This is a genomic window from Burkholderia sp. LS-044 (genome assembly GCF_004803625.1).
Classification (GTDB): domain Bacteria; phylum Pseudomonadota; class Gammaproteobacteria; order Burkholderiales; family Burkholderiaceae; genus Burkholderia; species Burkholderia cepacia.
In genome coordinates this window covers 25,799-46,913 of sequence record NZ_SSWO01000015.1, presented here as the reverse complement: position 1 = coordinate 46,913, position 21,115 = coordinate 25,799, and the positions used below count along the sequence as shown (strand labels likewise).

At 67.5% G+C, this 21,115-nt stretch carries 20 protein-coding genes; 11 read left to right on the top strand and 9 right to left on the bottom strand.

Annotated features, from left to right (window positions below):
- Positions 1-31 precede the first annotated feature (31 nt).
- Positions 32-1,051 (bottom strand): sterol desaturase family protein, encoded by a 1,020-nt coding sequence (locus tag E9536_RS30615; RefSeq protein WP_060172376.1) that lies wholly within the window; start codon positions 1,049-1,051, stop codon positions 32-34.
- Positions 1,052-1,145: 94 nt separating this feature from the next.
- Here E9536_RS30615 and E9536_RS30610 point away from each other — a divergent pair, with 94 nt between their 5' ends.
- A complete protein-coding gene (locus tag E9536_RS30610; RefSeq protein ID WP_136471891.1) occupies positions 1,146-2,192 on the top strand; it encodes an AraC family transcriptional regulator in 1,047 nt (348 codons plus the stop codon).
- Between the two features lie 74 nt (positions 2,193-2,266).
- Complete coding sequence (locus E9536_RS30605; protein WP_060083063.1) at positions 2,267-2,572, top strand: hypothetical protein; 306 nt, start codon at positions 2,267-2,269, stop codon at positions 2,570-2,572.
- Positions 2,573-2,606: 34 nt separating this feature from the next.
- On the opposite strand, the gene E9536_RS42235 is transcribed toward E9536_RS30605, so the two are convergent.
- Complete coding sequence (locus E9536_RS42235) at positions 2,607-3,065, bottom strand: hypothetical protein (RefSeq protein ID WP_247873535.1); 459 nt, start codon at positions 3,063-3,065, stop codon at positions 2,607-2,609.
- A gap of 126 nt (positions 3,066-3,191) precedes the next feature.
- Entirely contained in the window at positions 3,192-3,467 is a 276-nt protein-coding gene (locus E9536_RS41640) for a hypothetical protein (protein ID WP_162269108.1), read from the bottom strand.
- Between E9536_RS41640 and E9536_RS30595 the strand changes: the two genes are divergently transcribed.
- On the top strand, positions 3,370-4,938 hold the full coding sequence (locus tag E9536_RS30595; RefSeq protein WP_136471890.1) for an EAL domain-containing protein: 1,569 nt from the start codon (positions 3,370-3,372) through the stop codon (positions 4,936-4,938). The two genes, E9536_RS41640 and E9536_RS30595, sit on opposite strands and share 98 nt — an antisense overlap.
- A 91-nt stretch (positions 4,939-5,029) precedes the next feature.
- Here the strand turns inward: E9536_RS30595 and E9536_RS30590 are convergent, their stop codons facing one another.
- From E9536_RS30590 to E9536_RS30575, 4 genes are all read right to left on the bottom strand, one after another.
- Positions 5,030-5,950, bottom strand: a complete 921-nt coding sequence (locus E9536_RS30590) for a hypothetical protein (protein ID WP_136471888.1) — start codon at positions 5,948-5,950, stop codon at positions 5,030-5,032.
- The gene (locus E9536_RS30585; RefSeq protein WP_136471886.1) at positions 5,947-6,321 is read right to left on the bottom strand and encodes a hypothetical protein; all 375 of its coding nucleotides are present in this window, start codon (positions 6,319-6,321) and stop codon (positions 5,947-5,949) included. The genes E9536_RS30590 and E9536_RS30585 overlap by 4 nt, the downstream gene beginning before the upstream one ends.
- 317 nt (positions 6,322-6,638) lie before the next feature.
- The gene (locus E9536_RS30580; RefSeq protein WP_136471884.1) at positions 6,639-7,136 is read right to left on the bottom strand and encodes a hypothetical protein; all 498 of its coding nucleotides are present in this window, start codon (positions 7,134-7,136) and stop codon (positions 6,639-6,641) included.
- Between the two features lie 257 nt (positions 7,137-7,393).
- Positions 7,394-7,768, bottom strand: a complete 375-nt coding sequence (locus E9536_RS30575) for a nuclear transport factor 2 family protein (protein ID WP_027790038.1) — start codon at positions 7,766-7,768, stop codon at positions 7,394-7,396.
- 103 nt (positions 7,769-7,871) lie between these two features.
- On the opposite strand from E9536_RS30575, the gene E9536_RS30570 reads away from it, so the two are divergent.
- From E9536_RS30570 to E9536_RS30555, 4 genes are all read left to right on the top strand, one after another.
- Positions 7,872-8,852, top strand: coding sequence for a LysR family transcriptional regulator (locus E9536_RS30570; protein ID WP_136471882.1), 981 nt, complete (start codon positions 7,872-7,874; stop codon positions 8,850-8,852).
- A gap of 184 nt (positions 8,853-9,036) precedes the next feature.
- Positions 9,037-11,433, top strand: a complete 2,397-nt coding sequence (locus E9536_RS30565) for a DNA polymerase II (RefSeq protein WP_136471880.1) — start codon at positions 9,037-9,039, stop codon at positions 11,431-11,433.
- Between the two features lie 155 nt (positions 11,434-11,588).
- On the top strand, positions 11,589-11,915 hold the full coding sequence (locus tag E9536_RS30560) for a DUF4148 domain-containing protein (protein WP_136471878.1): 327 nt from the start codon (positions 11,589-11,591) through the stop codon (positions 11,913-11,915).
- Between the two features lie 108 nt (positions 11,916-12,023).
- Entirely contained in the window at positions 12,024-13,151 is a 1,128-nt protein-coding gene (locus tag E9536_RS30555) for a J domain-containing protein (protein ID WP_136471876.1), read from the top strand.
- A 71-nt stretch (positions 13,152-13,222) separates the two neighbouring features.
- Here E9536_RS30555 and E9536_RS30550 read toward each other — a convergent pair whose 3' ends face one another.
- Both E9536_RS30550 and plcR read right to left on the bottom strand, forming a co-directional pair.
- Positions 13,223-14,599, bottom strand: coding sequence for a pectin acetylesterase-family hydrolase (locus tag E9536_RS30550; RefSeq protein ID WP_136471874.1), 1,377 nt, complete (start codon positions 14,597-14,599; stop codon positions 13,223-13,225).
- 66 nt (positions 14,600-14,665) lie between these two features.
- A complete protein-coding gene (gene plcR, locus E9536_RS30545; RefSeq protein WP_136471872.1) occupies positions 14,666-15,385 on the bottom strand; it encodes a phospholipase C accessory protein PlcR in 720 nt (239 codons plus the stop codon).
- Positions 15,386-15,815: 430 nt separating this feature from the next.
- On the opposite strand from plcR, the gene E9536_RS30540 reads away from it, so the two are divergent.
- From E9536_RS30540 to E9536_RS30525, 4 genes are all read left to right on the top strand, one after another.
- Positions 15,816-17,042, top strand: coding sequence for an amino acid deaminase/aldolase (locus E9536_RS30540; RefSeq protein ID WP_060206078.1), 1,227 nt, complete (start codon positions 15,816-15,818; stop codon positions 17,040-17,042).
- 65 nt (positions 17,043-17,107) lie between these two features.
- Complete coding sequence (locus tag E9536_RS30535) at positions 17,108-18,508, top strand: D-arabinono-1,4-lactone oxidase (RefSeq protein ID WP_136471870.1); 1,401 nt, start codon at positions 17,108-17,110, stop codon at positions 18,506-18,508.
- Complete coding sequence (locus E9536_RS30530; RefSeq protein WP_136471868.1) at positions 18,505-19,689, top strand: MFS transporter; 1,185 nt, start codon at positions 18,505-18,507, stop codon at positions 19,687-19,689. Before E9536_RS30535 ends, E9536_RS30530 begins: the two co-directional genes overlap by 4 nt.
- A gap of 137 nt (positions 19,690-19,826) precedes the next feature.
- Positions 19,827-21,023, top strand: a complete 1,197-nt coding sequence (locus E9536_RS30525; protein WP_136471866.1) for a porin — start codon at positions 19,827-19,829, stop codon at positions 21,021-21,023.
- The last annotated feature ends 92 nt before the right edge of the window (positions 21,024-21,115 follow it).

Here is a 21,115-nt window from a genome sequence, read left to right as displayed (position 1 = left end):
GCCGCGCCTTTCGCCGAGGAAAGCACGCAGGTTAGCCGGATCGCGTCGGGGTGGCTTGTACGATCTTGCGGCCGGATGCCGGTGCGTCGTCGCCTGGCGTGACGAGCGGCCCCGGCCCGGCCTCCCCCTCACCCTTGCGTTCAACGCTCCACGTATGGATCGGCCGATGCCCCGGCCGCTCCCATTCGGGCGGCATCCACAGATGCTTCAGCCGCTGCAGGATCGGCCCCGGCGCGAATACGTCACGCCACATGTCGACGAATTCATGCAGGTTCAGCACCAGGAAGTTGTACGAACGAATCTGCTGCGTGATCCCGTAGTCGACCGGCTCCGTTTCCTCGACATAGGTGCCGAACAGGCGATCGAAGACGATCAGCACGCCGCCGTAGTTCCTGTCGATATAGCGCGGATTGCGGCCGTGATGTGCGCGATGGTTCGACGGCGTGTCGAATACGTACTCGAACCAGCGCGGTAGCCGCCCGATCGCTTCGGTATGCACGAAGTACTGGTACACGAGATCGACCGCGAGCAGGAACAGCACGACCGCGGGCGGGATGCCGAACCAGACTGGCGGCAGGTAGAACAGGAACACGCCGACGAACGCGTTCAGCAGCGACTGCCGCATCGCCGTCGTGAAGTTCATCACTTCACCGCTGTGATGCGGCACGTGCGCGGCCCAGAACCAGCGCACGCGGTGCGACGTGCGATGAAACCAGTAGTAGCAGCATTCCACGACGACGAAGATCGGCACGATCGTGAGGCCGTTTACCGGCACGTCGAACAGCCGGTGCCGGTAGACCCACGCGAAGATCGCACCGGTGAACAGGAGCCCCATCACGGTCTCGGCCACCTGATAGCCGGCGCCGAGCGACAGGTTCGCGACGATCTCCTTCCAGCGAAACGGCTCACGGCGCCCGCGCCCGGTCATCACCGCGTATTCGATCGCGAACGCGATCAGGAAGACCGGCGTCATGCCGATCAGCAGCACCTGCTTCCAGTCCACATCGTTACCCAGGAACGCATGGAGCCACGTCATCAACTCGGTCGGCATGTTCGCAGCCTCGGTCAGGAACTGGCCGGCAGTATGGTCGCGCGCGGGTCGCTGCGCGTTGACACTTGCCGACGATTACTTGACACTTTCCGCCATGCCCGCCGCCTCCCCGCTTTCGACGCAGCGCGTCTACTACTCGAGCACCTACGTGCGGCTGCTGTTCGACTATCTGTCCGAGCAGGGCAAGGATGCCGCGCGCGTGCTGGGCGAGGCGCGGCCGCCTGAGGACGACCGCGGGCTCACGCTGTACGCAAGCGCGCACTGGCGGCGCCTGCTCGAATGCGCGGTGCACGTGCTCGACGATCCGCTGCTCGGCCTGCACGTCGGCCAGCGGATCACGCCCGCCCATCTCGGCGCGCTCGGCTACGCGCTGCATGCGTGCCGCGATGCCGGCGCCGCACTCGCGCGCTGGCAGCAATACGAGCACCTGATCGCGAACGTCGCGCGCATGGAAGTGCGCATCGAGGCGGCGTCGGTCGCGATCGAATGGCACGACGCGCCCGAGCCGCTCGGCCCGCTCGTCGACGAAGTCGCGCTCACCGCCATCGTCCAGTTCGCACGCAACATCACCGGCACGCGTGACGGGCCCGACGAAGTCTGCTTCGTGCACCCGTCGCCCGGCGACGATCGGCCCTACGTCGATTATTTCGGCTGCCCGGTGCGGTTCGGCCAGCCGGTGAACCGCCTCGCGTTCCCGCTGCACCTGCTCACCCAGCCGCTGCGCCAACCGGACGACGCGCTGCTGCGGATGATGGAACGCCAGGCAAGCGCGCTGCTGGCCGAGCTGCGGCAGACGGACGATCTCGAACAGTCGGTGCGCGAAGCCGTCGCGCGCCTGCTGACGCAAGGCAAAGCGAGCATCGAACAGATCGCGTCGGACCTGCATGTGTCGTCGCGCACGCTGCATCGGCGGCTTGCCGAACTCGGGCTCAACTTCCGGACACTGCGCGAGGACACGCGGCGGCGGCTCGCGATCGACCACCTGAACGATCCACGGCTGACCCTCGCGGAAGTCGCGTGGCTGCTCGGGTATTCGGAACACAGCGCATTTACGCGCGCCTTTCGGCGCTGGGCCGGCGAATCGCCGCAGCAGTGGCGCAGCCGGCAACCGGCGCGGGCGGCGAGCGTCGCGCGCGGCTGAGCGCGGTGCGCAACCGCGCCGCCGACGAACTCGCGTCCGCCCGCGCGGTCGAACGAGCATCGCCGGAGAATCCCATGAAACGCGTTGCCGCTGTCGCTGTCCTGACCCTGCTTGCCGCCGTCAGCTTGCCGGCAGCCGCCGGTGCAACATCCGGCAGCGCCGGGCCGGCGCCCGTTCAAGCGCACGCGAACAACTGCGTGCCGTCCCGCAACGCCACGCCCGACGCGCGCTCGCCGTCGAAGGCGCCGCCGATCCGCGTATGCGTCAGCGATTCCAATACGCAACTGAACCTGCCGTGGTTCCTGACCGACGTCCTCACCGCCGTGGATACGCATCAGTCGGGCGGTGACCTGCTACGCAAGATGCGCGACGATTTCTGAACGCGGCCCGCGCGACGCGCGGGCACCGCATCGTTCACTCATCTTCGGACGCCTGCAGCACCTGCGTGAACGTGCCGACCATGCCGGCCCACATCGCGGGGTCGGCAATGCTGCGCAGCAGCGCAAGCGCTTCCTTTCGTTCACCTTTCGAAAGCGGGCCCCGTGCGCCGCTGATGGTGTTGTAGCGCGGCGTGCCGCGCGAAGCGAGCGCGCGATCGAGCACGTAATTGCGGGCCTGCCCGTTTACGTCGATCCGGATCCACAGCGAACCGCCGTCGGCTGCGGCTGCACCATCGATCACGATGACCGTGGGCACGGTATTTTCTTCCATCCCGAAGCTCCGGCGAGACGTGCGACCGTATCGCGCGGCGACCGAACGTGGGGCCGCGGGCAGGTCGGCAAAGACAGCATCCCGAAAGAATGTTTCCTGTCGAGACACAATGACAAAATTACACCAATTGTTGAATAACAATATTTCGTAATCTCTCGTCACATCTTATACTTGCCGCGCACCATCCTCGTGCCAAGAGACGGTGTTTTTTCGTCCCGGCCGCAAGACCATGCGGCCGGGGATTTTTTCGGTACGTTCCGCCAATTCATATGCGCCGGATGCGCATGTTCATGGAGGCAAGCCTCGGAATGAACGGCCAATTGCGACGAGGCTGTCACGGATGTCCGTCGCGACCGTAGAATCGATCGCATCGAGATGGCGGCGCGCATGACGCAGGCGTGCCGTCGATGTATCGACCGGTTCGACTTGCCTCTCCCAACACACAACACCAAAGGCGACCGCGGGAATGTCGGCGTTCACGCCAGGCTCGAAACCAGTTTTCCAGCGCAGCGGCGCCTGGCCGCGGGTCGTCTTGTTCGTCGCCGTTATCGTTTGCGTACTCATGCTGGCATTCGCGATCGCGCTTGCCGACCGCTATGCGCGCGATACCGTCATCGAACATGAACGCGTCGTGGCGAACGACATCGTGGCATCGGTCGACCGCATCCTGGACGGCGCGCGCCTGCGGCATGTGGATGAACTCACCGCACTCGTCGGGCGGCCATGCGCGACGGTATTCCGGACGCTCGCCGAGATAGGCACGCGCCTGCGCTACCTGCGCGCCGTCGCGCTGGTGTACGACGGCCGTGTCATGTGCTCGTCGGCGCTGGGAGCAATCGACTTGCCGCTGGGCGCGTACACGCACGAGCCGGAACCGGGTTCGACGCTCGTCACGCTGCTGCGCCAGACGCCGTTCCAGCAGGGCATCCCGGTGCTGCCCGTGTTTTACGCCACCGCGCCCGGCGCGGGCGTGCTCTACCTGGTCGAAGGCGACTACGTGGCCGACGCACTCGCGCACGGTGCCCGCTACGGGACGGAAACCGCGACGCTGTCGATCGCGGGTTCGGGCCATCTCGATCAGTACGGGAAGTTTGCGCCGGAATCGGCCGCGGAACCCGCACGCGGCAGCACGATCGTGTCGCCCCGCTGGCCGTTCACGGTGTCGGTTGCGGCATCCCCTCACTACGCGTCGCAGGTTCGGCACCACTATCGGCTGATCGGCATCACGATCGTGCTGCTGGCGGATGGCCTCGTGATGGCGGCCTACCTGCTGGCGATGGCGCCACGCCGGCTGCTGCTGAAGGCCGTGCGCAACGCGCTCAGGCGCGACGAACTCCATGTCGTGTACCAGCCGATCGTCGAGGTCGGGACGCGCAGGACCGTCGGCGTCGAGGCGCTGCTGCGCTGGCAGCATCCGAAGTGGGGGGCCATCAGCCCCGCGGTGTTCATCCCGCAGGTCGAATCGAGCGCGGTGCTGCCGAAAGTGACCGAATTCGTGCTGCGGACCGCCGTGTCGGAACTCTCCGCGCTGACGCCGTCAATGCCGCTGCGCATCGCCGTCAACATCGCGCCGAAGGATCTCGAGCGCACGCGGTTCGTGTCCATCGTCGAGAATGCGATTCGCGCACTGCCGCCCGGCTTTACGCTGGTGCTCGAAGTCACCGAGCGCATCCTGCTCGAGAAGAACGCGCGGACCACCGCGATCTTCCATGCGCTGAGAGCGAAAGGCGCGAAATTCGCGATCGACGATTTCGGCACGCATCACAGCAATCTCGACATGCTGTCGCGTTTTCCGTTCGACTACGTGAAGATCGATCGCCAGTTCGTCTCGCAACTGAACGGCGGCAGCGCGGGATTGATCGAGGGAATCGCGTCCGTTGCGCATCACTACGACCTGAAGATCATCGCGGAGGGCGTGGAAACGGAAGCGCAGCATCGCGCGCTGCAGACGGTCGGGATTCAGTATGCGCAGGGGTATCTGTATCAGCGGCCGCAACGGGCAGAGCACTTGAAGCAGGATGTCGCGTGGGTGTAGGGCGCCGGTGCGTGCGCTGATGCGCACGCTACCGAATCGCCGCGGGTCGTCTTGTCGTGCACGCGGATCACGCCATATCCGCTTGCGGGTTTCACGCCGACGGCATGCCTTGCGACGGTCCAGCGGTCTCGCGACGCGCAGCGGCATAGAACACGCGGAACCACACCCAGTAGGCCGCGCCGGTTGCGGCGAGAACGACGACCGGCATGATGCCGGACATCAGGCTGGCTATTCCGAGCACGTCGCCCACGAGGCGCAGCACCGCATAAGCCAGCAGCAGGACCGATGCCATCGACGCAAGCGACGCTCCCAGCAGACGCCGGACGTGAAGTCGACCGAGATCGCGAGGCAGGCCGAGCATCGCGCCTGCGAAGACGATCGCGGCGGGAACGACGATCCCCCCGACGTAGTTCAGCATCACGAGCTTGAGATCGTCGTCGAAATAGTCGAGCAGGATCATCACGGCCTGCGTCATGAAGAGCAGCAATACGCTGGCAAACAACCAGGCCGCGAGACCCGCAATGCGCCGCCGCGCATTGCCGCGCGGCGCCCCTTGCAACGCGTCGTTGCGAAACAGGTGGGTGACGAACCACCACGCAAGCCAGGCGACGAGCGCATAGAGGACGGCATTCACCGGCGCGATGAGCGTCACGATGTGCGTCAGGCTGAGGGAACCGCCGCGCAACATGCCCACGAGCGTCTGAAATACCAGTACCTGCGCGGCCTGCCAGACCAGCAGGCACAACGCAAAGGCCGTCAGCGGCAACGCGGGGCGACGGAATGCAAGCTGGTCCCGATACTCTCCGTGCCAGCGGACGATCAGGAACACCAGGCCGCTTCGAAACACCAGGCTCCCGATGAAAGTGGACAGTTGCACGGCCAGCATATTCACGGACGGCGAAGACTTCGTCGACCACACGTAGAGGCCGATCAGAAATTGCGCCGTGGTAATGACCGCCGCGATGAGCGCGGCGATACCGGGTAAAGAAATTTGCCGGGAGGAGGCGTTCATGGGGAGTCCGGGGTAAATGGGTTCATCGGCAATGCGTGCGGCGCCGCACTTCCAGGCAAACCGGACAGCCACGCCATCCCTGCAGCAACAGGACGACCGGGCATCCGCCGCGAAAATGTGCGTGTGCGTTTCGTGCGGTGCTTCCGGGCAGCGACCCACGGCACCAATCGGGGCGACGCACCGGTTGCGACCGTTTCCGGCGAACCGGCTGTCCGGCCAAGACCCTCGAGCGTGTCACGCAGAAGGGCCCGCCCCGGCAGCCCGAGGACGAGCGACAGCGAGCCGGATTCAATCGGGATCAGTGGATGCGTGCGGTTTTGCGGTCGATTGCCTTCGCTCAGGTCGAGCGACAGGCCGGTCGACTGCGGCATGGAGGCTTTCACCCGCGGCGACTGGAAACGAGGCAGGCGAAGTCAGGTCGGCATGCGTCATGCGCTCCCACGCAGCTTGCGCGATGCGTCGGCACGTCGTCGCGACCGATGCAGGACTGCCCGGCCCTGCGGTGGGGAATCGGAGCACGATTGCCAAGCCAGGAATTGAACGCGACAAGCAATGCTTGCCGAGCCGGCCGTTCCGCAATTGCTTCCATCATGCGGTGCGCATTCATGGCGCCTCTCTCAGAATGATGTTGTTCTTGACCGGCGATTCTACGAATGATGATTCCGTGACGTCAATCGGGCGGGATTCATCAGCATGCCGGCGGATGATCGGGATCGGACAGGCATGTGTCCCGATAGGCGTCGTCGACGGCACGCAGAAACGCCTTCCGTCCGTTCTCCAATGCCGTGGCCGTATGCGCGTCCGGCGAGACAGGCATCACGCGGCCGTCAGGCGACATCGAATATCCGAGATCGACGAACGCATCGTCCGGCGCGCGCTTCGTTCCGATCCAGTAGCCGATCGAAACCGAGCCGGCAACGCCGGTCGCGCCGTTGTAACCCACTTCGAATCGTCCGGCCTTGAAGATGCGCGGCCGCATTTTTTCCGCATAGGCCAGCACTTCGGCAACCGTTGCGCCATCTTTTGTCCGATGCTGCCTGACCGCCTGTATCCAGTTGGCTTCCGTGGTCGCCGGCAATGCCTTCACTTGCGGGGAAGCGCATATCGCACGCCCGCTTCCACACAGGCAGGCCGCAACGACGACGCAGCCGGCAACACGTGCGACGCGATCAATCGCGAGTTTCATTCAATGATCCTTGACGGGTTCAATCGAGCCCGAATCTTACGATCATCGGCCCGGATGCCGGAACGGTATCGCGCACCCCGTCCCGGCACTGCCCCGCCCAAGCGCTGAAATCGGCCGCCCGGGCATCCACGACGAGCGGGCGTCTCGACAGCGTTCGAGCAGGTTCCCATTACGGATTCCCCCGTCGATGCCGAGACGCCGCATTTCGTCGACACAAAAAACCCCGGGAACCCGCTGCGCATCTGCCGCGCTGCGCGTCAGTCGAACGTACGCACCACGGCGGACGCCTTGGTTGCGATCAACCAGCTGCCATCCACCTTGTGCATGACGAAGTGATCGTTGAACAACCGGTTGCCGATCCGCACCCGCACCGTAGCCGTTGAAAGGCCGTCCGACACATGCGCCATCGAGAGGATCGCCTCGTCCCTGGGCGCGCCGGTCGATCGCGGACTCGGCCTCCCGTTGATGAGCGCCGCATACTCGTGCGACGCCAGCGTGCGAAACCGGCCTTCGTCGAGCCACTGAATCATGCAGCTCGGGTGAAAAACCTTGTCGAAGTCGCGGCTCTTCGGCTCATAAGCCAAATTGAAGTAGTCGTCGATCAACGCGACTACGGCCTGGGTCTGGGTCATGGCTGGCTTTCCTCGATAGTGAACCGCTCGTATAGTGAGCGATCGCCCCCGCCCTCGGCTACGGCGACCCGGTTATCGCTGCCATTACAGGAACACATGGATCATGGAAGACCTCGACGGAGGACTGGTAAGCGGCTTGCTTGTCCTTGCGGCCCTGGCCGAATCCGGGAGCTTCGGTCGAGCGGCCTCCCGCCTCGGCAAGACTCAGCCCGCGGTCAGTCGCGCGATCCAGCGGCTGGAGGATCGCCTGCGCGCGAAGCTCGTGCATCGCACCAGCCGGCACGTCGAAGTGACGGACGCGGGCCACGAACTGTTGTCGAAGGTGCTGCCGTTACTGCAGGGGATCGAGGAAGCGACCGCCGGCACGTCCGGCCAGGCCTCGGTCGCCAGCGGCACGCTCCGTGTGGCGTGCGATGCCGCATTCGCCCGCCTTGTGCTCGCGCCGGAGCTGGCCCGGTTCATGAAGGAACACCCCGCTCTGCACCTGAAGCTGGAGACCCGAAACGACCTCTCGGACCTCGTCAGCGACGGCTTCGATCTCGCCATCCGCTTTGGCCCCCCATCCGTTTCCACCTTGGTCTGTCGAAGGCTGTACAGCCCGCGGGTGCTGACGGTGGCCGCGCCGTCCTACCTGGAGCGACACGGCCGGCCGAGGTCGCCGCAGGATCTGGTCGACGACGGCCACGAATGCATCCTGGCCATCGACCCGGCTACCGGCCGCCCCTTCGACTGGGAGTTCTGGCGTGACGGCGAAAAAGTGAAAGTGGCCGTAACCGGCAGCCTGACCGTCACGGATGCGGGCACCAAGATCGGCGCCTGCGTTGCAGGCTTCGGGATCGCCCAGGTGATCGACCTCGGAATCGACACGCACCTGCTTGCCGGCACACTGGAGCCGGTGCTGACGGACTGGTGCGACGAGACGTTCCCGCTATATGTCTACTACCCCAGCCGGAACCACGTTCCGGCCAAGGTGAGAACGTTCATCGACTTCGTCGTCGGCATGATGCCCAGGCTGCAGTCCAACGGTTACGGCGCGTGCCGGCGACCGCCATCCGCCGTGCTCGAAACGCTGCGTCGCGAGTAGTCGCCTTCTTTCCGTCGCGCGCCGGACGCCAATCGCCTCGAAAAAACCGAGCGCCAGCCGGCACGCGGAAGATCGCGCATCGCGCGCCGGCTTCCTGCCACCTGTTGCCACGCGCGCCCCGTCGGCACGGCCGCCATTCAAGCGCTAAAATCCGCCGCCTGGGCATTCACGACGAGCAAGCGTTTTGACGGCGTTCGAGCAGGGTTTCATCCTCACCCGCCACTGGCGGGACACCGCATCCGGCATCGAGATCGAGTTCTGGCTGGCAACCGAACACGGTCCGCGCCGCGTGCGCCTGCGCCCGCAGGAAGCCGTCGCGTTCATCCCCGCCGAACAGCAGGCGCTCGCCGAACGCACGCTGGCCGGCGAGCATGACGCCGAGTTGCGCCCGCTCACGCTGCGCGATTTCCGGCAGCGCCTCGTCGTCGGCCTCTATTGCAAGCGCTATCGCCATCTGTCCGGGCTGCAAAAGCGCCTCGCCGCAGCGGGCGTCGACGTCTACGAAGCCGACGTGCAACCGCCCGACCGCTACGCGATGGAACGCTTCATCACGGCATGCGTGCAGTTTCGCGGCCGGCCCGGCCGCGACGGCACGCTGACCGGCACCGAGCTGAAAGCCGCGACCGGCTATCGCCCGGCCCTGCGCTGCGTGTCGCTCGACATCGAAACCAGCGTCCACGGCGAGCTGTATTCGATCGCGCTCGAAGGCTGCGGGCAGCGGCAGGTCTACATGCTCGGCCCGCCGAACGGCGATGCAAGCAGCGAAGCAGGCAGCGACGCGGGCACGCGGGACTTCGACCTCGACTATTGCGACAGTCGCGCCGCGATACTCACGCGGCTCAACGACTGGTTCGAAACTCACGATCCCGATGCCGTGATCGGCTGGAACCTCGTGCAGTTCGACCTGCGCATCCTGCATGCGCATTCGGAGCAATACGGCGTGCCGCTGAAGCTCGGGCGCGGCGGCAGCGTACTCGACTGGCGCGCGCACGGCCAGCAGCCGGACCACTTCTTCGCGGGCGCGGCCGGCCGGCTGATCCTCGACGGCATCGACATGCTGAAATCCGCGACGTGGACGTTCCCGTCGTTCAGCCTCGAATACGTGTCGCAGGCACTGCTCGGCGAAGGCAAGTCGATCGACAATCCGTACCAGCGAATGGACGAGATCCAGCGCCGCTTCGATCACGACAAGCCGGCGCTCGCGCGCTACAACCTGAAGGACTGCGAGCTCGTCACGCGCATCTTCGACAAGGCGGACCTGCTGTCCTTCGCGCTCGAACGCGCGAGCGTGACGGGCCTCGCGGCCGATCGCACCGGCGGGTCGGTCGCGGCCTTCACGCACCTGTACCTGCCCCGCATGCACCGGCTCGGCTACGTCGCGCCGAACCTCGGCGACGTGACGGGACAAAACAGCCCCGGCGGCTTCGTGATGGATTCGCGCCCCGGGCTGTACGACTCGGTGCTCGTGTTCGACTACAAGAGCCTCTACCCGTCGATCATCCGCACGTTCCTGATCGATCCGGTCGGGTTGATCGAAGGGCTCGCGAATCCCGGCGACGACGCATCGGTGCCCGGCTTTCTCGGCGCGCGCTTCTCGCGTACCGCACACTGCCTGCCCGATATCGTGCGCCGCGTGTGGGAAGGCCGCGACGATGCGAAGCGGCAGCGCAACGCGCCGCTGTCGCAGGCGCTGAAGATCATCATGAATTCGTTCTACGGCGTGCTCGGCTCGACGGGCTGCCGCTTCTTCGACCCCCGCCTCGCGTCGTCGATCACGATGCGCGGGCACGAGATCATGCACCGCACACGCGAGCTGATCGAAGCGCAGGGCTACGAAGTGATCTATGGCGATACCGATTCGACGTTCGTGTGGCTCGGCCGCGCGCACGACGACGACGAAGCCGGCGCCAAGGGCCGCGCGCTCGTCGAACACGTGAACCGCTGGTGGCACGCGCACCTGCGCGACCAGTTCGGGCTCGAGAGCGCGCTGGAGCTGCAGTACGAGCGGCACTACCGCCGCTTCCTGATGCCGACCGTGCGCGGTGCGGAAGAAGGCAGCAAGAAGCGTTACGCGGGCCTCGCCGCGGCGGCCGACGGCGGCGAGGATCTCGTGTTCAAGGGGCTCGAAACGGTGCGCACCGACTGGACGCCGCTCGCGCAGCAGTTCCAGCGCGAGCTGTATCGACGCGTGTTCAGCCGCGAGCCCTACCAGGACTTCATTCGTGACTACGTGCAGCGCACGCTGGCCGGCGAATTCGACGACCAGCTCGTCTACCGCAAGCGCGTGCGCCGGCCGCTGCGCGAATACGAGCGCAACGTGCCGCCGCACGTGCGCGCGGCGCGGATCGCCGACGAGTTCAACCACGCGCAGGGCCGGCCGTTGCAATATCAGCGCGGCGGCTGGATCAGCTACGTGATGACGACGGCCGGCCCCGAGCCGCTCGAGACGATGCGCTCGCCGATCGACTACGCGTTCTACCTGAGCCGCCAGTTGCAGCCCGTCGCCGACGCGATCCTGCCGTTCCTGCGCGACGATTTCGAACGCGTGATCTCCGGGCAGGGGCAGTTGTTCGGCGATTGACGACGTGGCGGCACGGCGGCACGGCACGCCCGTCGCCCACTGTGGCGCATTCCGGAAACACAGTTCACCCGGAATCGGCATTTATCCGGCCGGCACGGATTCCTAAACTTGCTTCGTCGGTTCGCTGAACCGCCACGCAACCGTCTGAGGAAATCATGAAATCGATCATCGCCACCGTCGTCGTCGCCACCGCTGCCGCGACGGCCCTGCTCGCCGCGCCGGCCGTGTCGTACGCGCAGTCGTCGTCGCACTCGACGCACACGCGTGCGCAGGTACGCCAGGAACTGTTCGACCTCGAAGCCGTCGGCTACGACCCGGTCGCCAGCAACGGGGACAACTATCCGGGCGACATCGTCGCCGCGCAGGAGCGCCTGACCGCCAAGCGTCTCGCGGCACGCAACAACGCCGCTGCCGCCTATGGGCCGGGCGGCACGCCGGGCACGGATGCGGGCGCACCGGCGGTCGCCGCGCCGCGGCCGTAACGCGCGGCCGGAAGCGCCGGCGAAGCAGGCCGTTGCGCGCCGCCGGCCGCACATCCGGCTAGAATACCGGCCTGCTGCGCGTCCTGCCGCGGCCGGAGGACATTCATCATGACCGCACGACGCGGTGCCGCGGTCGTCATCGCGCCCGGCCACGAGACAGCCAGCCTGTCGAAAGCCCAGAAGACGTTCAATACGCTCGTCCAGCAGATAGAAACGCGGCGCGAACGTCTCGGCGCATGGGACGCCGTGACGCCGGCCTTCCAGAAGAAATTCGTCGACGGGCTGCTGCCGCTCGAGCAGGCAGCGACGGCGTTGCGGATCAGCTTGCTCAACCGGCTCGACGACGCGTTCCTGCAAAAGGGCTTGAGCAAGGCCGAGCAGCGCACGCTGTCCGACGTGATCGTGAACATGGCGCGCGACCTGCTCGACGTCAGCGACGACGCCCAGTTGAAGATCATCTACAACCGGCACCGCGCATCCGGCGACGACGACCGTACGGCAGCCGATCGCGCACGGCCGAAGCTGGCACCGGAGCCGGCGCCCGCCCCCGCGCCGGAAGACGATCTCGACACGCTGTCGCCCGACGAACTCGCCGAGCGCATGCAAGCCGAGCTGGACGAACAGTTCAGGCGCGACATGGCCGAACACGAGGCCCGCGAGGCACAGCGCGCGAAGCGCAAGAAGACACCCCGGCAATCGGCGGCGCAAGCGAGGCGCGAAGCCGAGCAGGCCGAATCGAGCAAGTCGATCCGCGACGTCTATCGCAAGCTCGCGAGCGTGCTGCATCCCGATCGCGAAACCGATCCGAAGGAACAGGAACGCAAGACCGTGCTGATGCAGCGGGTCAACCACGCGTACGCGAAAGGCAACCTGCTGCAACTGCTGGAACTGCAGCTGGAGATCGAGCAGATCGACCGGCGCGCGATCGACGGCCTCGGCGAAGACCGGCTGATGCGCTACAACGGCATCCTGGAGGAACAGGTGCGCGAGCTGGACCAGGAGATCCGGCACGTCGAAACCCACTTCCGCCGAACCTACGGCATCGCATCGTCCGTCAAGATCGCGCCCGATATGGTCATGCGGATACTGACGCGCGACATTGCCGGCATGCAGCGCAGCAACCAGGACCTGACCATCGCGGTGCGCGAATTCGACGACCCGGACAACGTCAGGGAATGGCTGAAGGAGATGAAGCGCCGGCCGGCATCGTCCCGCTTCGACGACGATTCGTACTGAACGGACACGCCCGGCGACACAGCGGCACGTCGGCGCGGCGCAGTGCAGCGCACCGCGCCTCCGTCACCCGTTCACGCCCGGTGCCCCGAGATCGGCCCCGCTTCGCCGGTCAGGTTGAACACGCTGTCGATCCACGCGAGAAACGTCGAGAACGTGAAATCCGACCACTGCTGCGTGCGGAACGCCTTCATCACCGGCGTCTCGGCCGGGTCCTGCTGGTTCAGCAGGTTGTCGACGAACGTGCCGATATCCGCGTCGGTGCCGTTCTCGTGGATCCCCGACCCGGTGAAGCTGACCGCCGTCACCTGATGGTTGGCGATGAAGTCGTTGCGCGCCCACGGCATGAAGTAGCCGAAGTTCGGCAGCGGGTTCAGCGTCTGCTTCAGCCCGTCCAGCTCCTTCCCGAACATCGCGAGCGACAGCGCATCCTTCGTCGCGTCGTCCGGCGCCGCGATCACGGGCGGCACGAACGCGCGATAGTGATACGCGGCGATGATCTTGTCGCGCTGGTAGCTGGAAAAACCGAAGCGATCATGCGGAAAGGTCGCCGACAGCGCCGCGTACGCGCTCCCCATGTTGCCGGGGTCGAACCGGCTGGTCAGGCGGCTGTTCACGGTGATCATCCCGTCGGGGCCCGTCATCCCCCACTCGGTGCGCACGCGGTCGTACAGGCCGACCGACGGATGCGTGGCCGCGTCCGCATCGAACGGCGTGTTGAACACCGTGCCGGCGTCGTCGAGCAGCGAACTGTGCGCCTGCGGCTGCAGCGTGTTGCGCAGCGTCGCGTAGTTCGCGAGCGTGCCGTAGCCGCCCGCGCTCATCCCGTACACGAGCAGCCGGTTCGGCTTGCCGAAGCCGTGCGACGTCAGCCACTGCGCGACGGCCTGGATGTTCTTCAGCCCGCTGTAGTGCTGCAGGCGCCAGTCGCCGGACGGCGACGTGTAGTTGCGCACCGCGCTGCCCATGTGGATATCTCCGGTGCAATAGGGCACGAAAACCTGTGTCCATTGCTGCGTTTCGACCTTCGGCTCGCCGACGAGAATGTGCGCGAGATCCATGCGCGTCAGCAGCGGCGACAGGAACGACGACAGCAGGCTCTCGTTCGCGGTGCCGTTCATGTAGTTGTGCGGGATGCCGTCCGGGTTGAAGCCGCCGAGGCCGGCCTCGGCACCGGTCGACGTCTGCGTGCAGGTGCCGTAGTCCCAGCACGCGCCGCCCGGCTCCATCATGTACAGCAGGTTGTCCGACTGCGCGCGATTGATGTAGAAGCGCATCGGCGTGCCGTTGCCGCACGATGCACCGGTGCTCTCGGGCAACGTCACTTCGTACCACGAATAATAAGGAACCGACGGATCCGGCATCGTCGTATCGGCCGCGTGACCGTTCAGTGCCGCGCAACCGAGCAGCGCGGCAACGGCCGCGCGCAGCAGGCATCGTGCTGTGGACATCTCCCCTCCTTGTCGATGGACGTGACGCGGCCGCCGGGCGCCGCCCCGGCCGCGCGGATTCGGCGCTCAGTGCACGCCGGACGGTGAAGCGCCGTCGAACAGCTGGACGCGCAGCGCCTGCAGGCGTTGCGCGATGACGGCTTGCTGCTGGTCGGGATCGGGAATGCTCGCCTGAACCTGCCGGACGACGTCGCGGCTCTGCTGTTCGTACGAGAGATAGCGCGGGTCCTGCGCCGGCGACGGGCCGACCGTCCGCTGCGCATAGGTGTCCCATTGCGCGCGCATCGACCGGATCGCCGCGCCGCGCGTCGCGGGGTCGGCTTCGGTGTCGGTCAGCAGCGCCGCGCTCAGCGCTTCGGCCTGCACGGGCACGATCTCGTTGCGCGCGACGTGGTCGGGAAGTTCGTCGAGAATCCGGCGCGCGAGCGCGTCGCGCTCGGCTTGCGGCAGGCTGTTGCGGCGATCGCCGTAAGCGGCGACCTCGTCGCGGAAGCGCGCGAATGCGACGACGCGCTTCACTTCCGCGTCCGCATCGGGGCGCCCGGCAAGGCTGCGGCGCAGCGCGTCGACGTCGAGCCGTCGCTCCTCGGGGCCCGGTGTCGCGGCGCCGACGTCGGTACCGAACGTATCGGCCGCGCCGGACCGCGTGCCCGCCGTCGCGACCGGCGTGCCGGACGACGCGGCTTGCGCCGGTGTCGCCGCTTCGTATCGCCAGATCGCGACGGCGGCCACGCCGATCGCCGCGATCGCGCCCGTGCGCCGCCAGAGTGCCCTGTTCTTCTTCACGTCGCCTCCTCGTCACGTCATGCCGTTCTTCGCCGGTGCATCCGCGAGTAGGTTCTAGGTCGAATCCGGCATGCAGTCAAAAGCGGCACTAGAACGCGGGCACTAAACCTGCGCGCAGCGGCGATGGCCGGCAAGACGTTTGAAACGCATTTCGTTGTCGCATCGGCACGCGCGTGATGTCGAGCGTCGTGCCCGTCCGGCGGTGGTTCGCGCCGGCACACGCGATGTGCGCCGCGACACCAAGCAAGCAACGATCCACCTTCACGGGGCGCGACGCTCACGCTTGCGCGTGGCCGATATGGATGGCCGGATAAGACCCGTCGAACGACCCGCTGAGCGCTTGGTCGTCATTTTGGCCGGCCCTATGCTGGTTTCCGACACGCGCCGAACGGTCGGCGCGGCACACACCCCACCCAGCCGAGCCCGTTCCATGAGCCGTGCAGACCTTCCGCATCGCGCACCCGCCGCCGTCCACGACTATCCCGCCTACCGCGACGCGCTCGCGGGCCGCCGCCTTCCCGCCGCATTCGTCGATCTCGACTGCCTCGACGCGAACCTCGCCGACCTGAAGCGCCGCGCGCGCGGCCTGCCGATCCGGCTCGCGACGAAATCGGTACGCTCGCGCGAACTGATCGGCGCGGTGCTCGCCGCCGGCCCGTTCATGCAGGGGCTGCTGTGCTATTCGGCCGCGGAAGCCGCGTGGCTTGCGGACGGCGGGTTCGACGACATCGTCGTCGCCTATCCGACCGTCGAAGCCGACGATCTTCGCGCGGTGGCGGCGCAGCTCAGGCGGGGCCGCTCGATCACGCTGATGGTCGACGATGCCGCCCAGGTCGACGCGATCGACCGCCTCGCACGCGCGGAAAGCGTGACGATCCCGCTCGCGATCGATCTCGACATGTCGTCCGCGTATCCGGGCCTGTATTTCGGCATGTACCGCTCGCCGGTGCGCGACGTGGCCGCCGCACTCGCCCTCGCGAACCGCATCGGCGAGCGGCAGCACGTGCGGCTCGACGGGCTGATGGGTTACGAAGGACAGATCGCCGGCGTGGCCGACACGGAGCCGGGCAGCGGCGCGCGCAACGCGCTGGTGCGCCACCTGAAGCGCCGCTCGGCGCGCGAGATCAACGCGCGCCGCCACGCGGCCGTGCAGGCGCTCGCGGCGGCGGGCCACACGTTGCGCTTCGTGAACGGCGGCGGCACCGGCAGCTTCGAAAGCACGCTGGGCGACGCGTCGGTCACCGAGCTCGCCGCCGGCTCCGGCCTCTACGCGCCGGCGCTGTTCGATCACTATGCGGCGTTTCATGCGCAACCCGCCGCCGGCTTCGCGCTGCCGGTCGTGCGGATTCCGCAGCCGGGCATCGTGACCTGCTCGGGCGGCGGCTATATCGCATCGGGCCCGGCCGGCAAGAGCCGGCTGCCCCGCCCGTGGCTGCCGGCCGGCTGCACGCTGATCGACAACGAAGGCGCGGGCGAGGTGCAGACGCCCGTGCGCGTGCCGCGCGGCGTCGCACCGGCGATCGGCGATCCGATCCTGTTCCGCCACGCGAAGGCCGGCGAACTGTGCGAACGCTTCAACACGCTGCTGCTGATCCGCGGCGGCCGCGTGGTCGGCGAGGCGCCCACCTATCGCGGCGAAGGCAAGAGCTTTTTCTAGCGGGCCGCGCGGCCCGTCGTTCAAACCGTTCACCTCATTCGATCGACAACCACGGAGACAATGCCATGTGGCGCAACTGGTCGGGATATGTCTGCAGTCCTGATGCAACCGTGTCGACGCCCGCGTCGCACGCCGCGCTCGCGGCGGTGCTGCGCGACGCGGCGGCAGCCGGCGCCACCGTGCGCGCGGCCGGCGCCGGGCACTCGTTCTCGCCGCTCGTGCAGACCGACGACGTGATCCTGTCGCTCGATGCGATGCAGGGCGTGATCGACGTCGACCGCGACCGGCGCGTCGCGCGCGTGCATGCCGGCACGCGGCTGTGGGCGCTGGGCCCGGCGCTCGCCGCGCACGGCCTCGCGATGGAGAACCTCGGCGACATCAACGTGCAGTCGATCGCCGGCGCGACCAGCACCGGCACGCACGGCACCGGCATCACGCTCGGCAACCTGGCGACGCAGATCGACAGCCTGACCTTCATGTGCGCGGACGGCAGCGAGATTCGCGCGAGCGCCGACACGCATCCCGAGCTGTTCGCCGGCGGCCGGATCGGGCTCGGCGCGCTCGGCGTGCTGACCGAGATCGGCCTGCGCCTCGTGCCCGCGTTCAAGCTGCGCCTCGAGCGCGGCGGCATGCGGCTCGACGATTGCCTCGCTCAGGCGGACGCGCTGATCGCCAGGCATCGCTCGTTCGAGTTCTACTGGTTCCCGCACACCGACACCGTGCTGACCAAGGCGTGGGACATGACCGACGAGCCGGCCGACGCAGTGCACTGGGCGAGCCGCGCGTCCGAGTCGTTCCTCGAGAACACGGTGTTCGGCGCGCTGTGCGGGCTCGGCCGGCGCGTGCCGGCGCTGTGCCCGGCGCTGAGCCGGCTGTGCGCATCGACCGTGTCGGCCGGCCGGCACGTGGATGCGAGCTACGCGATGCTGTCGACGGTGCGCCGCGTGCGCTTCAACGAAATGGAGTGGTCGGTGCCGGCCGACCGCGGCGCCGACGCGCTGCGCGAAATCCGCGCATTCATCGCGCGCCGCAGCTTCCCGCTGATGTTCCCGCTCGAATACCGCTGGGTGCGCGGCGACGACATCTGGCTGAGCCCCGACTACGGGCGCGACAGCGTACGCATCTCGGCGCACCAGTATCGCGGGATGCCGTTCGACGCGTATTTCTCGGGCGTGCAGGCCATCTGCCGCAATCACGGCGGGCGGCCGCACTGGGGCAAGGTGCATGCGATGAAGGCCGCCGAGCTGGCGGCGTGCTACCCGCACTGGGACGATTTCCTCGCGCTGCGCGAGCGGATGGACCCGCACGGCCGCTTCCTGACGCCGTACCTGCGTACGCTGTTCGGCCTGCCGCAAAGCGCAGGCGCAAACGCAAGCGCCACACCGGCCCGCCGGGGGACACACCCGATGCACGAAACGGCCGGCGTCGCGCAAGATCGGCCGCGATCCAGCCAGGAGGCCTCATGAGCACAGCCACGCTGCACGCGGCCGCGCAGTCGCGTCCCGATCCGTCGACCGGCGCCGTCGTCCGCCTTGCGCTCGCGTTCGCGGCCGCCACCAACGGCCTGATCCTGTCGCCGTTCCTCGTCGCGGCGGTGATGACGCGCTTCCGGCTCGACGAAGGCACCGCGACCGCGCTCGTCAGCGCCGAGATCCTCGGCATCGCGATCAGTTGCGCGCTGCTGTCGCACCGGATCGCGCGCGCCGCGCGGCCGTTCACGCTGGCCGGCCTGATCGGCACGATCGCCGGCCAGGCCCTCGGCGCGGTCGCGCCCGGCATCGTGTCGGCGGCGCTCGCACGCGGGATGACGGGGCTGTTCGAAGGGATGCTGTTCGTCGTCGTCGCGTCCGGCGTGTCGCAGCGCGCATCGACCGACCGCCTGTGGGGGCAAATCAACCTGCTCGCGGGCGTCGTCAACGGCGGCATCCTCGTGCTGATCTCCGCGCTGCCGACCGCGTGGCTCGGGCGCTGGGTGTTCGCGCTGCTGGCCGCCGTCGTCGCCGTGCTGGCGCCCGCGATCCGCGGCATCGACGCGTTCGCGAGCGCGCCCGCGCAGGCCCGCTTGCGCGCCGGCACGCTGCCGTGGCGGCCGGTGATCGCGATCTGGGTCGTGACGGCGCTCGTCTATGGTGTGCAGGCGTCGCAATGGGCGATCGCCGGTTTCGTCGGCGAGCGTGCCGGGCTCTCGCCCACGACGATCGGCGTGCTGCTGTCGGTGTCGTCCCTGCTCGGCTTCGTCGGCGCGGCGATTCCGTCGCATCCGGCCAGCCACCGGCACCGCCTCGCGCTGATCTGGGCCGCGCAGCTCGCGATGATCGCGTCGATCGAATGGTTCTTCGGCGCGCGCGGCGGCAGCGCGTACTTCCTGAGCCAGTTCGTGCTGAACAGTGCGTTCTTCGTGATCGTGCCGTTCCTCACCGGCATGCTGTCCGACGTCGACCCGGACGGCTCGCTCGTCGCGCGCACGCTCGTCATCACGTTCTTCGCGGCCGGCATCGGCACCGCGCTGTCGGGCGCGCTGCTCGGCCGCTTCGGCGGCACGCGCGTCGCACACGTGCTGTGCGTGGCCGTGCTGGCCGCCGCCCCGTTCGTGCAGCTGGCGTTGCGGCGCGCGGCACCCGCTGCCGTGGCCGGCGCGGCGCCCTGACCGCAGTGCGCCATGCCGTGGCCGCGACGCACCACGAGAATGGCCGCCGCGGCCTTGGCCCGCGCAAATTTGGCTTTCTACAGTCGTTCCCGACGGCGCGAGCCGTCCGTCCCCTGTTCGATGCGGAGTCCAGAAGAATGAATCGTCACGATAGCGTTCGCGCCGCGTGCTGCGCGATGATGGTCCTGGCCGGTACCGGTGCGCACGCGCAAGGCAACGTGACGCTGTACGGCGTGATCGATGCGGGCATCCGCTACGAAACGCACGGCGTGTCGTACGGCGCCGACGGCACACCGGTGTCGACGGGCCGCAAGATCTCGATGGCCGACGGGGGCGGTCTGACGGAAAGCTACTGGGGGCTCAAGGGCAACGAGGATCTGGGCGGCGGGCTGTCCGCGCAGTTCAACGTCGAAAGCCACTTCGGCCCCAACAGCGGCGCCATCGTGCCGGCCGGCTCGCCGAATTTCTTCCAGGTCGCGTACGTGGGGCTGACGTCCACTACGTTTGGCCAGCTCTCGCTCGGGCGCCAGTACAACGTGCCGTTCGAGATGGCGTCGCTGACCTTCGGCTCGAACCTGTGGGCCGGACCGCAGGATCCGTACTTCAACCTGTTCAAGCCGGAGCAGACGATGCTCGCGGGCGCGCGCACCAGCAACATGATCCAGTACGGCGCGCAGCTCGGCAGCTTCTACCTGCTCGCGCAATACGCGCCGGGCGGCCACCCGGGCGGCGGCGTGCGCGGCGGCCAGCTCGGCGCGGCCGCCGCATATGCGCCGGACAAGGGGCCGTTCACGGTCGGCGCATCGTTCATGCGCAGCTGGGACGACGTCACGCACGGGAAATTCGACATCTACACGGGCGGCGGCTCGGTGACCATCGGCAACGCGACCGTCAACGCCGGCTACATCGAGAACGCACGCGACAACGACTTCACGTCGTTCGAGAACGGCCCGTTCAGCCCGACCGATCTGGCGGGGCTCGGGATCATCTCGCCCGCGCAGGTCGTCGACCCGACCGTGCCCGGCGGGTTCCGCCGCCGCAAGATGGCGCTCGCGGGGCTGACCTACCGCTTCACGTCGGCGTTCACGGCGGCCGTCAACGCGTGGTGGACGCAGCAGTCCGGTTATACGGCGGATTTCGACGGCCGTGCGCGCCAGTTCCAGGTGATCGCCGGCTACAGCCTGTCGAAGCGCAGCATGCTCTATGCGGAAGTCGACTACGCGATCTACCGCGGCGGGCTGGTCGGCGCGCAATTGGTCGGCGTGAACGGGCAGGCGCCGAGCACCGGCACCACGCAGCTCGGTGCGACGGTCGGCCTGCGTCACTACTTCTGACGCGGGGCCGCGCGGGATGTGGGCGATCGCGGCCGGGGCGGCACCGGGTCTCCGGCCGGGCGGGACGAGTACAATCCATGGAAAAAAATACG

What these genes read in the sequence shown, in the direction of transcription:
- E9536_RS30580 (WP_136471884.1), bottom strand. Translation starts at nt 7,136, where the DNA reads ATGAAACTCGCGATTGATCGCGTCGCACGTGTTGCCGGCTGCGTCGTC.
- E9536_RS30530 (WP_136471868.1), top strand. Translation starts at nt 18,505, where the DNA reads ATGAGCACAGCCACGCTGCACGCGGCCGCGCAGTCGCGTCCCGATCCG.
- E9536_RS30575 (WP_027790038.1), bottom strand. Translation starts at nt 7,768, where the DNA reads ATGACCCAGACCCAGGCCGTAGTCGCGTTGATCGACGACTACTTCAAT.
- E9536_RS30605 (WP_060083063.1), top strand. Translation starts at nt 2,267, where the DNA reads ATGAAACGCGTTGCCGCTGTCGCTGTCCTGACCCTGCTTGCCGCCGTC.
- E9536_RS30525 (WP_136471866.1), top strand. Translation starts at nt 19,827, where the DNA reads ATGAATCGTCACGATAGCGTTCGCGCCGCGTGCTGCGCGATGATGGTC.
- E9536_RS30595 (WP_136471890.1), top strand. Translation starts at nt 3,370, where the DNA reads ATGTCGGCGTTCACGCCAGGCTCGAAACCAGTTTTCCAGCGCAGCGGC.
- E9536_RS30560 (WP_136471878.1), top strand. Translation starts at nt 11,589, where the DNA reads ATGAAATCGATCATCGCCACCGTCGTCGTCGCCACCGCTGCCGCGACG.
- E9536_RS30610 (WP_136471891.1), top strand. Translation starts at nt 1,146, where the DNA reads ATGCCCGCCGCCTCCCCGCTTTCGACGCAGCGCGTCTACTACTCGAGC.
- E9536_RS30570 (WP_136471882.1), top strand. Translation starts at nt 7,872, where the DNA reads ATGGAAGACCTCGACGGAGGACTGGTAAGCGGCTTGCTTGTCCTTGCG.
- E9536_RS30590 (WP_136471888.1), bottom strand. Translation starts at nt 5,950, where the DNA reads ATGAACGCCTCCTCCCGGCAAATTTCTTTACCCGGTATCGCCGCGCTC.
- E9536_RS30535 (WP_136471870.1), top strand. Translation starts at nt 17,108, where the DNA reads ATGTGGCGCAACTGGTCGGGATATGTCTGCAGTCCTGATGCAACCGTG.
- E9536_RS41640 (WP_162269108.1), bottom strand. Translation starts at nt 3,467, where the DNA reads ATGAGTACGCAAACGATAACGGCGACGAACAAGACGACCCGCGGCCAG.
- E9536_RS30555 (WP_136471876.1), top strand. Translation starts at nt 12,024, where the DNA reads ATGACCGCACGACGCGGTGCCGCGGTCGTCATCGCGCCCGGCCACGAG.
- E9536_RS30615 (WP_060172376.1), bottom strand. Translation starts at nt 1,051, where the DNA reads ATGCCGACCGAGTTGATGACGTGGCTCCATGCGTTCCTGGGTAACGAT.
- E9536_RS30540 (WP_060206078.1), top strand. Translation starts at nt 15,816, where the DNA reads ATGAGCCGTGCAGACCTTCCGCATCGCGCACCCGCCGCCGTCCACGAC.
- E9536_RS30585 (WP_136471886.1), bottom strand. Translation starts at nt 6,321, where the DNA reads ATGCCGCAGTCGACCGGCCTGTCGCTCGACCTGAGCGAAGGCAATCGA.
- E9536_RS30550 (WP_136471874.1), bottom strand. Translation starts at nt 14,599, where the DNA reads ATGTCCACAGCACGATGCCTGCTGCGCGCGGCCGTTGCCGCGCTGCTC.